A 12,804-nucleotide genomic window follows, 5' to 3' on the forward strand; every position below is an offset into this window, starting at 1 on the left:
GGCGCAGCCGTGGCGCCGCTACCGTCCAAAAGTCCGGCTTTCGAAATGTGCTTTTTTCGCTTGTCGCACAGAGACCCGGGAAGAGAAACCGCTTCCGGGGAAAAACGTGCAAATCGTGATGATGGCCCGCCAGCAAAACCGACGAGCCTCTTCGAAGTCCCACAGATGGTAATCTATACGGTCAAGTTCAAGCACCCGGCGTGACGCGTGTCAGGCCGGGCGACTGCTCATCAAATGACGCCCATGCACCATGCGATGATGGACTTCTGCGCGTGGAGGCGGTTTTCCGCCTCGTCGAAGACGACGGATTGCGGACCGTCGATCACGGCATCCGTTACTTCCTCTCCGCGATGGGCCGGCAGGCAATGCATGAACAGCGCATCTTTTTCCGCCTTGGCCATCAGAGCTTCATTGACTTGATAGGGCTGGAAAATGTTGTGGCCGCGCGCCTTGTGTTCCTGGTTCATGGACACCCAGGTATCGGTGACGACACAGTCCGCACCCGCAACGGCCTTGTCAGCGTCGTGGCACAGCATGATCTCGCCGCCATTATTGCGCGCCCAGTTCAGGAACTTGTCATGCGGTTCGGAGCCCATCGGTACGGCCATCGTCATGCGGTAACCGAAACGGGCCGAGCCTTCCACAAAGGAATGCAGGACGTTATTGCCGTCACCTGTCCAGGCAATGGTCTTGCCTTTGACTGGGCCGCGATGTTCTTCGAAGGTCATGATATCCGCCATGATCTGACAGGGGTGCGTGTCATCCGTCAGGGCGTTGATGACCGGTACCGTCGCATGTTCGGCAAGCTCCAGCAGGCGCGAATGATCCGTCGTGCGGATCATGATGGCGTCGACGTAGCGCGACAGCACCTTGGCCGTGTCACCGATCGTTTCGGCGCGACCGAGCTGCATTTCCGTACCAGAGAGGAAAAGCGTCTCGCCGCCGAGCTGGCGCATACCGACATCGAAGGAGACGCGCGTGCGGGTGGACGGCTTTTCGAAGATCATTGCCAGCATCTTGCCAGCTAGCGGCTTTTCCGCCGTTCCGGCCTTGGTGGCGGCCTTGCGTGCGCGGGCATCGTCAAGAATTGCCCGCAGATCCTGCGAGCTGACGGCCGACAGGTCGAGAAAATGTTTAGGTGAAGCCATTTCAAACTGTCCCATGCTCGCGAGCCTCGGGGAAGAGGCCCGCTATTTATTGTTTCCTCAGGCGATCTTTGCCTGTTTCACTGTCAGTGAAGCGGCGGCCGCTTCCACGCGCGCCAAGCCCTCGCGGGCCTCTTCCGCCGTGGTGACGAGCGGCGGCAAAAGACGGATGACGTTGTCGCCCGCCGGCACACCCAGCAGATGCTCGGCGCGCATGGCCTGCAACAGCTCACCCGAGGGAACCTTCGCCTTGATGCCGAGAAGCAGGCCTTCGCCGCGAATCTCCTCGATGACATCGGGATAACGATCTTTCAGCGAAGCAAGGCCCTGACGGAAAACCAGCGCGACATCACGAACCTTTTCCAGGAAGCCCTCGGAGAGGACGACATCAAGTACGGCGTTACCAACAGCCATGGCCAGCGGGTTGCCGCCATAGGTGGTGCCATGCACGCCTGCCGTCATGCCGGAAGCGGCATCCGCCGTCGCAAGGCAGGCGCCGAGCGGGAAGCCGCCGCCGATACCCTTGGCAACCGCCATAATATCCGGCGCAACACCTGTCTGCTCATAGGCAAAGAGCTTGCCCGTGCGGCCGACACCAGTCTGGACCTCGTCGAAAATCAGCAGCATGCCATGCTCATCGCAGAGCGACCGCAGCAGCTGCAGGAATTCCTTGGCTGGTGCGCGAATACCCCCCTCACCCTGAATGGGTTCGATCAGCAGCGCGGCCGTCTCGTCCGTGATAGCGGCTTTCAGCGCATCAACGTCACCGAAGGGCACCTGGTCGAAACCCTCGACCTTGGGACCGAAACCTTCGAGATATTTCTGCTGGCCGCCGGCGGCGATCGTCGCGAGCGTGCGGCCGTGGAAGGCGCCTTCGAAGGTGACGATGCGGAACTTTTCCGGATGCCCCTTGGAATAATGATAACGGCGCGCCGTCTTGATCGCGCATTCCAGCGCTTCCGCGCCGGAATTGGTGAAGAAGACCTTGTCTGCGAATGTCGCTTCCGTCAGGCGCTTTGCAAGCTTTTCCTGGCCCGGCACTTCATAAAGGTTAGAGACGTGCCAGACCTTCTCGGCCTGGGTCTTGATCGCCTCCACGAGGTGCGGGTGGGCGTGACCCAGTGAATTGACCGCAACGCCGGCCGCAAAATCCAGATATCGTTCGCCGCTTTCCGTGAACAGCCAGACGCCCTCGCCTCGCTCGAAGCGCAGGGGGGCTCTTGCAAACGTATCGAACAATGGCGCGGCGGCTTCGGCCATGGCTGTATCACTCCTTGCGCGGTTGCGCTGTCAGACAGTTGTCAATAGGCTTTCGGGGTTATCCCTCGCCTGAAAATCAAAAATGCCGCCTCGCGGCGGCAGGGGCACTATTGTCACTTCGCCTGCCGATGTCAACAAAAGTCCGCGTTTCTCGGGCGTCTCAAGCCCTAGTAGGTGGCGGTGGATGAGGCCCAAGGTGTTGCCTTTCAGACTCAACTCGCCAGCAAGTTGGGGAAAACCGGAAAATCGATTCGAGATGATTCCCACGACTCTTGCCACGGAGTCTGCGTGGCACTAGGTTAATCGCTAATTACTAGACTGCATTGCGGCGGAACTAGTCACCGAAAATCAGGCAGAAACCACGCTCGCGGCACGCCCGCGAGGCGGAGATGGATTCTGCCGACATTATACGCGACGAGCGGAGAAGCGGCATGAACTGGACAGACGAACGGGTCGAAAAACTCAAGAAATTGTGGTCCGAGGGACTTAGCGCCAGCCAGATAGCAGCGCAGCTGGGCGGTGTCAGCCGTAATGCCGTCATCGGCAAGGTCCACCGTCTCAACCTGCCGGGTCGCGTCAAGGCCGGCGGCCCGGTCACTTCGGCGCGTTCCGCGCCCAAGCGCGCCGCCGCTCCTGCCCCGCGCGCGACGAATTTCGCGGGCCGTGTCGGCACAGCGCCTGCTCGGGTTCTGACCCGTTCCAACGCAGCAACGGCTCTTCAGGAAGAGATCGGCATCGAGACCGCGGAAGTCCTCGATTACGTTCCTTCCAGAAACGTCGTCACCCCGATTTCCCGTCGCCTGACGTTGACGGAACTGACGGAGCGCACCTGCAAGTGGCCGGTCGGCGATCCCTTGAAAGACGATTTCCATTTCTGCGGTTGTGAAGCGCTGGAATCGTCACCCTATTGCAAGTTCCATGCGAAACTCGCCTACCAGCCGGTAAGCGAACGTCGCAAAGCTTGAGTGTTGCGGCACGCATTCGACACTCAAAAACTACGGGCCTTCGGGCCCGTTTTTTTATGGCAAAACTCAAGGCGGTCCCGGAATGGGCGCACGCTGTTTGAGAGGCGCTCCCAATTCCTCTTCTTCCGCCTTCTGCGGATGTAAAATCGCGACACGCCCTTGCGGCAAATACTTTGAGTTCGTCGGCGACGTGCCGCGCCATCCCTCCTGTCTGGTTTCACCGCGCAATCCGACTCTCAGCAGACCGTCTGTCGCCTTCAAAAACAACAAGGACACGCGTTGGGGAAGGTTCGAATTCAGAAGGCCCGCCACCATCCCGGCTGCGGGCCTTCTGAATTTTGGGAATTTTTCCCGAGTGAAACCATCGGTTTCGGTTTCCTCAGGCTTCCATTGAATATCCGGCGCCGCGCACGGTGCGGATGACATCTTGCATATGCGAAAAATTGAGCGCCTTGCGCAGACGTCCGACATGCACGTCGACGGTGCGTTCGTCCACATAGATATCGTGACCCCAGACGCCATCCAGCAATTGTGAGCGGGAAAACACCCGGCCGGGAGAGGTCATCAGGAATTCCAGCAGGCGGAACTCCGTTGGGCCGAGGCGCACTTCGCGGCTCTTGCGGTGAACGCGATGGGTCTCGCGATCCAGTTCGATATCGCCGCATTTCAGCACCGAAGACAGAACCTCGGGGCGAGCCCGGCGCAGCATGGCCTTGACCCGGGCCATGAGTTCCGGTGTCGAGAACGGCTTGACGACATAATCGTCGGCGCCGGTGGCGAGGCCGCGAACCCTTTCGCTTTCCTCACCGCGCGCCGTCAGCATGATGATGGGCAGGCGTTCGGTTTCCGGCCGCATTCTGAGCCGACGGCACAGTTCGATACCGGAAACGCCGGGAAGCATCCAATCCAGGATAAGAAGGTCTGGAATACGTTCCTGCAGCCGAATTTCGGCCTCGTCTCCACGGGGTATCGTGTCGACGTCATATCCCTCAGCCTCGAGATTGTAACGAAGCAGCACGCTCAGCGCTTCCTCATCTTCCACAACTGCAATCTTGGGCACCATATACTAACTCCGCAAGCCGCTGCCTGTCTGTTACTCGGTCACCGAACCGAGCGTGTTGGAACTGTCATCCTTAGGACGCTCGCCTTCCGGCTGGCTGCCGGTGGTCATGTAATAGATCGTCTCGGCGATATTGGTGGCGTGGTCGCCGATACGCTCGATGTTCTTGGCGCAGAACAGAAGATGCGTGCAGGTAGTGATGTTGCGCGGATCTTCCATCATGTAGGTCAAAAGCTCACGGAAGAGCGACGTGTACATGGCGTCGATTTCCTCGTCGCGCTCGCGGATGGCATTTGCCTTCTCCGCCGAACGTGTCGAATAGACGTCGAGGACTTCCTTGAGCTGTACCAGCGCCAGTTCCGAGAGGTGTTCGATGCCACGGGCGAGCTTGCGCGGCACGCCGGTGCCGGCAACCGCGATGACACGCTTGGCAGTATTCTTACCGAGGTCGCCAACGCGTTCGAGGTCCGCTGCAATACGTAGCGTGCCGATGATCTCGCGAAGGTCTGCAGCCATCGGCTGGCGCCTGGCGATGGTGACGATGGCCTTGTCGCCGATCTCACGCTCGGAATGATCGAGGATCGCGTCGTCGGAAATGACCTTCTGGGCGAGTGCGGCGTCGGAGTTGACGAGCGCACGCACGGCATCGGCGCACATCTGTTCCGCCAGACCGCCCATTTCGGCGATACGGCGCGTCAGGAATTTCAGTTCGTCGTCATATGCCGACAGAATATGCGAATGGGTCGTTGTCTGTGTCATGGTCTAGTCCTCCGGCTTGGCCTGCATGCGCGTGCCCGGAAGCGGGCACGGCAGAGGCACCAGTCTTGTTCGGTTTCGATAAAGCGCCGGCCGGGATCAGCCGAAGCGGCCCATGATGTAATCCTGCGTGCGCTGGTCGTCCGGATTGGTGAACATCTTGTCGGTTTCGTTTTCCTCGACAAGGTGACCAAGGTGGAACATGGCCGTGCGCTGGGAAACACGCGCCGCCTGCTGCATGGAGTGCGTGACGATGACGATGGTGTAATTGGTGCGCAGCTCGTGGATCAGTTCCTCGACCTTTGCGGTCGCGATAGGGTCGAGCGCCGAGCAGGGTTCGTCCATCAGGATCACTTCCGGGCTGACGGCAACCGCGCGGGCGATACACAGGCGCTGTTGCTGACCGCCGGAAAGACCCGTGCCGGATTCCTGCAGGCGATCCTTCACTTCGTTCCAGAGGCCGGCCTTCTGCAGGCTCTGCTCGACGATCTGGTCCATATCCGCCTTGTTGCGGGCGAGACCATGGATGCGCGGACCGTAGGAAATGTTTTCGTAGATCGACTTCGGGAAAGGGTTCGGCTTCTGAAACACCATGCCGACGCGGGCGCGCAATTCCACGACATCGATTGCCTGATCGTAGATATCGTCGGTGTCGAGCGTGATTTTTCCGGTCACCCGGCAACCGTCGATCGTATCGTTCATGCGGTTCAGGGTGCGCAGGAAGGTGGATTTACCGCAGCCAGACGGGCCGATCAGCGCCGTCACCGTATTTTCGCGAACATTCAGGTTCACGTCGTAGAGCGCACGCTTTTCGCCGTAATAAACCGAAACGTCCTTGCCGATCATCTTGTATGAGACTTCATTCATTTTCTTGTCCAGCGCCTTTTCAACTGCTGCTTCCGACAACATGTTCATTGCTCAATCTCCCTCTACCAGCGCCGTTCGAAGCGGCGACGCAACAGGATTGCGCCAACATTCATGACAATGAGGAACAAAAGCAGGATGATGATAGCGCCGGATGTCCTTTCGACAAAGGCACGCTCGGCTTCGTTCGCCCACATGTAAATCTGCACCGGCAGGGCCGTGGACGGATCCATCGGCGTTGTCGGGTAATTCGCGACGAATGCCACCATGCCGATCAGGAGCAGCGGCGCCGTTTCGCCCAGCGCGTGGGCGAGACCGATGATGGTGCCGGTGAGGATGCCGGGCATGGCGAGCGGCAGCACATGGTGGAAGATCGTCTGCATCTTGGAAGCGCCGAGGCCGAGGGCGGCGGCGCGGATAGACGGCGGCACGGCCTTCAGGGCAGCGCGCGTCGCAATGATGATCGTCGGCAGGGTCATCAGCGTCAGGACGAGGCCGCCGACCAGCGAGGCCGAGCGCGGAAAGCCCATGAAGTTGATGAAGACCGAGAGGCCGAGCAGACCGTAAACAATCGAAGGAACGGCCGCGAGATTGTTGATATTCACCTCGATAAGATCCGTCAGACGGTTCTTCGGGGCGAATTCCTCGAGATAGATGGAGGCCGCGACGCCGATCGGCAATGACAGCACCAGCACGATCAGCATCATGTAGAAGGAGCCGATCAGCGCCACACCCACACCCGCTGCTTCCGGACGGCTCGACGCGCCGTTGAAGAAGATGCCGGTATTGAAATGTTTGCCGAGCTGGCCGCTTTCGGCGAGCTGGTTCATCCAGCCGAGCTGCTGGTTAGAGATGCGGCGATTGGCTTCATCCGCCGTCAGATCGACCTGGCCCTTGAAGGCGCTGTCGACATCCCCCGAAGCGAGAAGCGTGACGGTGCGCGTGGTGCCGATAACGGCGGGATCGGCAACGACGATGTCGCGAAGCTGCGTGCGCACGCTGTCGGAAATCAGCAGGCTGACGGCGCGTAGGCCGGCGCGGTCCGTCGGCGCAACACCAAGAACCTTGGCGACCGCATCGCGGGCGACGACGGGATAATTGGCCGTCATCAGCTTTGTCGGGTTTGTGGCGCGTTCATTCTTCGGATCGATGATCTGTTCGGAAAACTCGACCGGAACGGTGATCATCGTCTGCTGGAAAGCGGTGTAACCCTTGGAGAAAACCGACCAGAGCAGCAGGAAGAGGAAGATGAGGCCGAAGGAGATCGCCGCGATGCCGTAGGCGCGGAAGCGGCGTTCGGCGGCATAACGGCGCTTGATGCCGATATCACGGCGCGTGGCCCTGTTGACGGCGCTCGCGCCGGCTGCGGGAGAAACGATGTCGGTCATTCATATTGCTCCCGGTATTTGCGCACGATGTAAAGCGCGTAGATATTCAGGCAAAGCGTGATGGCGAAAAGCGTGATGCCGAGCGCGAAGGCGACCAGCGTCTGCGGCGAGGTGAATTCGAGGTCGCCGGTGAGCTGGCTGACAATCTTGACGGTGACGGTGGTCATCGGCTCGAAGGGGTTGAGCTGAAGACGGGCCGCCACGCCGGCGGCCAGAACCACGATCATGGTTTCGCCGATGGCGCGCGAAGCCGTCATCAGCACGGCGCCGACGATGCCGGGAAGAGCGGCCGGAATAATGACCCTCTTGATCGTTTCGGAACGCGTGGCGCCAAGACCGAGCGAACCGTCACGCAGCGAGCGCGGCACGGCGGTGATGATATCGTCCGACAGCGACGACACATACGGGATCAGCATGATACCCATGACGAAGCCGGCGGTGATGACGCTCTGCGCCTGGATGAAATTGGCGTAGTCGCCCGTCGCCAGACCATTGATCTGCGTGGAGATGTCTCTGAGGAAAGGACCGACCGTCGTCAGCGCGAAGAAACCGTAGACGATGGTGGGAATGCCGGCGAGCACTTCAAGCAGCGGCTTTGCCATGGAGCGGAAACGCGGCGAGGCATATTCCGCCATGTAGATCGCCGAGAAGAGACCGACCGGAACCGCAACCAGCATGGCGACGAAACCGATATAAAGCGTGCCGGCGAGCAGCGGGATTAGGCCGAACTGGCCGGCGGAGTCTGTGGCACCCGCCGCAGCAAAACGCGGATCCCAGACCGTTCCAAAAAAGAACTGGTGCGCCGGCACCATGGTAAAGAACTGGATCGCCTCGGTCAGCATCGAAAAGACGATGCCGATGGTCGTGAGAATGGCGATGGACGAAGCGACGAGCAGGGCCGCGAGAATGACTTTCTCGACCTTGTTGCGCGCCCGGAAACGCGGCGCGATCGCACGCAGCGCATAGGCGGCGCCACCGAATGCGGCCAGCAGGACGATGGCGATCATCGCGATGCGGCTGGTGGCGGTCATGCTGTTGAGCGTGTGGGCGGCATCGATCATGAAACGCTCGGGATCACCGGCGATTGCAACACCCTTGGAAGCCAGAAGCGGCCGGACCGCGGCCGTATCCGCCTCGACCTGCGCGGTTTCCTCCGGCGTCAGCCGCTGCAGGCCACGGGCGATGGAGGTCACCATGCCGTAGGTCAGGCTCTGCTGCGCTTCGGACTGCGCGCGCACATCCTCGGGAAAATCGCCGCGCACCGCCGAAGTGACGAGCAACGGGCTGACAATGAGCCAGGCGCAGAGAATGAACGCCGCGGGCAGCACCGCCCAGACGACCGCGTAAGAGCCGTGATAACCGGCACGGGAATGCATGTTGGACGGGCGACCGCCAGACAGGGCGACGGCGCGCCGGCTGCCGAGCAGATAGCTGCCGATGCCGATGAGCGCCAGTAGCAGCAAAAGGATCGATGTGTTCATTAGAGTTCCCTCGGCGTGCCTCAAGGGCACGGTGCGATATCGGGCAAATCAAAAAGTCATCAAAACGAGACCGCTGGACCATGCCGTGATGCCTGCCGCCTGACTGTATCATCGTCTGGCAAGCGTCAAGGTTGATACATCCTATCCATCTGAAATCCATCGACAATCATGTGGATGGCGATGAATGGGAACTATCAACCGCGGACGACGGCCCCAGCGAGGCTGAATGAGGGGCACAGCAAAGCCGCGCCCCTCCTTCTTCATTACATCGTGGAGCCGGCCGAGAACTTCGAGCGGATTTCTTCACGCTCTGCGTCGGGGGCGGCAACCAGGCCGTAGTTGGCGAGCGGGGAATCCGGGCCGATCATCTCGTCGGACGTGAAGAACTCGACATATTCCTTAAGACCCGGGATAACGCCCAGGTGAGCCTTCTTCACGTAGAAGAACAGCGGGCGCGAAACCGGGTACTTGCCGCTGGCAACGGTTTCGGTGGACGGAACGACGCCCGAAACGGTCGCAACCTTCAGACGGTCAGCGTTGTTTTCATAGAAAGCGAGGCCGAAAACGCCGAGGCCGGTCTTGTTGGCGTCGATACGAGCGAGCGTTTCGGTGTAGTCGCCGTCGATATCGACAGCTGCGCCGTCCTTGCGAACTGCAACGCACTTTGCAGCGGCCTGCTTGGCGTCGGTGATGAGCGTCTTGATGACGTCGGTGGCGCCGGCTTCCTTGCAGCCGTCAGCCATGATCTTCTCTTCGAAGACTTCGCGCGTGCCGTGCTTGGAGCCCGGGATGTAAGCGGCGATAGCGACGTCAGGCAGTTCCTTGTTGATTTCCGACCACTTCTTGTAGGGGTTGGCAACGAGCTTGCCGTCCTTGACGACTTCAGCGGCGAGCGCAAGGTAAAGATCCTTCGGCTCCAGCTTGATGTCCTTGTTGGAAGCGTCCATCGCAAAAACGATACCGTCGTAACCGATCTTCACTTCCTGAACGTCGGTAACACCAGCAGCCTTACAGGCGGCCAGTTCGTCGGCCTTGATCTTGCGCGAAGCGTTTGCGATGTCGATGGTGCCTTCGCCGACGCCGGAGCAGAACGCCTTCAGACCGCCGCCCGTGCCGCCGGACTCAACAACCGGAGCCTTGAAGTTCGGGAAGGTTTCGGCAAAGGTCTCGGCAACAATCTTGGCGTAGGGCAGAACCGTGGAGGAACCGGCAACCTGGATCTGGTCGCGAGCAGCGGCGGCGCCAGCGAAGGCGACAGAAGCCACCAGAGCTGCTGCGGAAAATTTAACGATGTTCATTTGTCTCTCCCGTCGTGGGCTTTGTTGTGGACGCAGCCGATAGCGACACTCGCTCTTAGCTTGCGCTCGGCGACCTTTTCTTAACCACCGTAGCCACTTCCTTTTATGTCACTTTGACGAAAGATTTGTGACAATTTAAACTATTGATTTTATTTATAAATATTTACCACATCAAAAACAGATGCATATTTTATGTCAAAATCTGACCGTGAAGTCCGTGCCGCTGCCCAATTCCGATTTAATGATGAGGCGGGCGCGATGGCGGGTGAGGATGTGCTTGACGATGGCAAGGCCGAGACCCGTGCCCTTTTTCGACCGGCTGTCGGCGACGCTGACACGATAAAAACGCTCTGTCAGGCGGGGCACGTGTTCGGCGGGAATGCCTGGCCCCTTGTCGATGACGCTCACCTCCACAGGTTTGCCGGGTTCGGCCCGCAACCAGACATCCACGACCTTGCCTTCCTGGCCGTATTTGCAAGCATTTTCAACGAGATTCTGGAACACCTGCACCAGTTCGTCGCGATCTCCCTGCACTTCCGCCGGCCGGTCCGGCAGGTGCAGCGTGATGGTCACCTCAAGCTCGTCGGCAAGCGGCAGCAACGTATCGCGCACATGGCCGATGACGGGAACGAGATCGACCCTCTGGTCCGGCGCGATATTTGCACGCAGTTCCAGCCGCGAAAGGGACATGAGATCGTCCACCAGCCGGCTCATGCGGGTTGCCTGATCCAGCATGATGGCGAGGAAACGTTCCTGCGCCTTGGGGTCGTTGCGCGCCGGCCCCTGCATGGTTTCGATAAAACCGCGCAGAGAGGCAAGCGGCGTGCGCAATTCATGGCTCGCATTGGCGACGAAATCGCTGCGCATACGGTCGATGCGGCGAAGCTCCGAGACGTCGCGGAAGGACAGGATGTAAAATGGCGGGCCTACTCCCTCACCCACATCCGCACGGGCGATGCGGACGATGAAGACCCGTTCGGAAGGGAAGCGCTCCGAATGTTCGACCTGATTGGGCTGGCCGGTGGTGATGGTTTCGCGAATGACATCCAAAAGGCCGGGAGAGCGCAACCGGGCGGAAATATGCGCGCCGGCAGGCAACTGGCCGAAGGCGCGCTCGGCCGCGCCGTTCTGGAACAGCACGCTGGCGTTCCTGTCGAGCATGAAAACGGGCGTGTCCAGAACCGCGAGCCCCGCCCTTACGCCGGAAATGACGTTTTCGCCGGGCACTTCTTGTTCATCCGTCTCGGCAGCCGGACTTCCGTCCTTTGCGGAATCTGGCACCGGGCCCTCCCGGCCGGTGAGGAGGGCAATAACGGCGCAAAGCCACAGGGCGGCGGGCATATAGGGCGTGTTAAGCTCGGCAACGGCCACGATGGCGAGCATACTGACGATGAGAAGGGGCAACCAGTTCCGGCCGAGCTTCTTTCCCAAACGCCTTAATCCACCATCGCCTTCCATGACTGCCATTTAAGCCTGCTCTTTCCACTTTCATCTGACAGCGCATCGAAATCTCATAGGCCAGCTTCATGACAGAGATTCATCACCGCGCATTTTCCACAACGTATATGCGCGAAATCGACGCCGCAATTGCCCTCGCCGCCGCGGGCCGGTCAAGCGGTTCTGTTTCACTTGAATTCTGGCAACGGATGTGAACTCATTGGCGTTGAGTTGCCTTTACACAACAACGGCCGGAGGAAACCATGGGCGAAGAAACGAAGAAGCGGACGGTCGATATCACCGTAGACGGCAAACTGCGCAGCTTCGACATCGACGATCCCGTTCTTCCTGACTGGGTTGAGGAAAAGAAACTTTCCGCCGGCAACTTTCCCTACGACAAGAAGATGAAGAGGGAGGACTACGACACCACTCTCGAGGCGCTGCAGGTGGAGCTTGTCAAGGTGCAGTTCTGGCTGCAGACCACCGGCAAAAGGGTGATGGCGGTTTTCGAGGGCCGTGATGCGGCGGGAAAGGGCGGCGCGATCTTCGCGGCGAGGGCCTATCTCAATCCCCGCTATGCGCGCGTGGTGGCGCTGACCAAGCCGACGGAAACCGAACGCGGCCAATGGTATTTCCAGCGCTATATCTCGCATTTTCCGACCGCCGGCGAATTCGTTCTCTTTGACCGCTCCTGGTATAACCGCGCCGGGGTCGAGCCGGTCATGGGGTTCTGCACGCCGGAGGAACACAAACGCTTCCTCAAGGAAACGCCGCGCCTGGAAAAGATGCTGGTCCACGACGATGTTCATCTGTTCAAATTCTGGCTCGATATCGGCCGCGAAACGCAGATCGAGCGCTTTCATGACCGCCGCCACAGCCCGCTGAAATGCTGGAAGCTTTCGGATATGGATATAGCGGCGCTGACGAAATGGGACGACTACACGCAAAAACGCGACGAAATGCTGGCAAATACCCACACCGACGACGCCCCCTGGACGGTGGTGCGCGCCAACGACAAGCGCCGCGCACGGGTGAACCTCATCCGCCACATCCTTCTGGCGCTCGATTATGAGGGGAAGGACAAAAAGGCGATCGGCGAAATCGACAACAAGATTGTGGGATCGGGGCCGGATTTTATCAAATAGGACCC

At 59.8% G+C, this 12,804-nt stretch carries 11 protein-coding genes; 2 read left to right on the forward strand and 9 right to left on the reverse strand.

Features of this window, described 5'->3' with window-relative positions; all coding sequences use genetic code 11:
• Positions 1-230 precede the first annotated feature (230 nt).
• Positions 231-1,148 (reverse strand): ornithine carbamoyltransferase, encoded by a 918-nt coding sequence (argF, locus tag O9X91_RS01830; protein ID WP_003519982.1) that lies wholly within the window; start codon positions 1,146-1,148, stop codon positions 231-233.
• Positions 1,149-1,205: 57 nt separating this feature from the next.
• Positions 1,206-2,405, reverse strand: coding sequence for an aspartate aminotransferase family protein (locus tag O9X91_RS01835; protein WP_142912668.1), 1,200 nt, complete (start codon positions 2,403-2,405; stop codon positions 1,206-1,208).
• A 431-nt stretch (positions 2,406-2,836) separates the two neighbouring features.
• On the opposite strand from O9X91_RS01835, the gene O9X91_RS01840 reads away from it, so the two are divergent.
• Positions 2,837-3,370 (forward strand): GcrA family cell cycle regulator, encoded by a 534-nt coding sequence (locus O9X91_RS01840; RefSeq protein WP_077985369.1) that lies wholly within the window; start codon positions 2,837-2,839, stop codon positions 3,368-3,370.
• Positions 3,371-3,749: 379 nt separating this feature from the next.
• On the opposite strand, the gene phoB is transcribed toward O9X91_RS01840, so the two are convergent.
• The 7 genes from phoB to phoR all read right to left on the reverse strand — a co-directional run bounded on the left by phoB (position 3,750) and on the right by phoR (position 11,684).
• Entirely contained in the window at positions 3,750-4,433 is a 684-nt protein-coding gene (gene phoB / locus O9X91_RS01845) for a phosphate regulon transcriptional regulator PhoB (protein ID WP_003493692.1), read from the reverse strand.
• Positions 4,434-4,463: 30 nt separating this feature from the next.
• Positions 4,464-5,189 (reverse strand): phosphate signaling complex protein PhoU, encoded by a 726-nt coding sequence (gene phoU / locus O9X91_RS01850; RefSeq protein WP_077985368.1) that lies wholly within the window; start codon positions 5,187-5,189, stop codon positions 4,464-4,466.
• A 96-nt stretch (positions 5,190-5,285) separates the two neighbouring features.
• Positions 5,286-6,101, reverse strand: a complete 816-nt coding sequence (gene pstB / locus O9X91_RS01855) for a phosphate ABC transporter ATP-binding protein PstB (RefSeq protein ID WP_077985367.1) — start codon at positions 6,099-6,101, stop codon at positions 5,286-5,288.
• A gap of 14 nt (positions 6,102-6,115) precedes the next feature.
• Positions 6,116-7,438 carry a phosphate ABC transporter permease PstA gene (gene pstA / locus O9X91_RS01860; RefSeq protein WP_077985366.1) on the reverse strand — a complete coding sequence of 441 codons (1,323 nt, stop codon included), beginning with the start codon at positions 7,436-7,438 and terminating at the stop codon, positions 6,116-6,118.
• Positions 7,435-8,919 carry a phosphate ABC transporter permease subunit PstC gene (pstC, locus tag O9X91_RS01865; protein WP_142912665.1) on the reverse strand — a complete coding sequence of 495 codons (1,485 nt, stop codon included), beginning with the start codon at positions 8,917-8,919 and terminating at the stop codon, positions 7,435-7,437. The genes pstA and pstC overlap by 4 nt, the downstream gene beginning before the upstream one ends.
• Positions 8,920-9,182: 263 nt before the next feature.
• A complete protein-coding gene (locus O9X91_RS01870) occupies positions 9,183-10,217 on the reverse strand; it encodes a substrate-binding domain-containing protein (RefSeq protein WP_142912664.1) in 1,035 nt (344 codons plus the stop codon).
• Between the two features lie 195 nt (positions 10,218-10,412).
• Positions 10,413-11,684, reverse strand: a complete 1,272-nt coding sequence (gene phoR / locus O9X91_RS01875) for a phosphate regulon sensor histidine kinase PhoR (RefSeq protein ID WP_142912663.1) — start codon at positions 11,682-11,684, stop codon at positions 10,413-10,415.
• A 233-nt stretch (positions 11,685-11,917) separates the two neighbouring features.
• On the opposite strand from phoR, the gene ppk2 reads away from it, so the two are divergent.
• On the forward strand, positions 11,918-12,799 hold the full coding sequence (gene ppk2 / locus O9X91_RS01880) for a polyphosphate kinase 2 (RefSeq protein WP_142912662.1): 882 nt from the start codon (positions 11,918-11,920) through the stop codon (positions 12,797-12,799).
• Positions 12,800-12,804: the final 5 nt, after the last annotated feature.

This window comes from Agrobacterium salinitolerans, assembly GCF_027498475.1.
GTDB lineage: Bacteria > Pseudomonadota > Alphaproteobacteria > Rhizobiales > Rhizobiaceae > Agrobacterium > Agrobacterium salinitolerans.

Bases quoted from the DNA above. Each gene is read 5' to 3' on its own strand.
- pstB (WP_077985367.1), bottom strand. From the start codon at position 6,101: ATGAACATGTTGTCGGAAGCAGCAGTTGAAAAGGCGCTGGACAAGAAA.
- O9X91_RS01840 (WP_077985369.1), top strand. From the start codon at position 2,837: ATGAACTGGACAGACGAACGGGTCGAAAAACTCAAGAAATTGTGGTCC.
- phoU (WP_077985368.1), bottom strand. From the start codon at position 5,189: ATGACACAGACAACGACCCATTCGCATATTCTGTCGGCATATGACGAC.
- O9X91_RS01870 (WP_142912664.1), bottom strand. From the start codon at position 10,217: ATGAACATCGTTAAATTTTCCGCAGCAGCTCTGGTGGCTTCTGTCGCC.
- ppk2 (WP_142912662.1), top strand. From the start codon at position 11,918: ATGGGCGAAGAAACGAAGAAGCGGACGGTCGATATCACCGTAGACGGC.
- argF (WP_003519982.1), bottom strand. From the start codon at position 1,148: ATGGCTTCACCTAAACATTTTCTCGACCTGTCGGCCGTCAGCTCGCAG.
- phoB (WP_003493692.1), bottom strand. From the start codon at position 4,433: ATGGTGCCCAAGATTGCAGTTGTGGAAGATGAGGAAGCGCTGAGCGTG.
- pstC (WP_142912665.1), bottom strand. From the start codon at position 8,919: ATGAACACATCGATCCTTTTGCTGCTACTGGCGCTCATCGGCATCGGC.
- phoR (WP_142912663.1), bottom strand. From the start codon at position 11,684: ATGGCAGTCATGGAAGGCGATGGTGGATTAAGGCGTTTGGGAAAGAAG.
- O9X91_RS01835 (WP_142912668.1), bottom strand. From the start codon at position 2,405: ATGGCCGAAGCCGCCGCGCCATTGTTCGATACGTTTGCAAGAGCCCCC.
- pstA (WP_077985366.1), bottom strand. From the start codon at position 7,438: ATGACCGACATCGTTTCTCCCGCAGCCGGCGCGAGCGCCGTCAACAGG.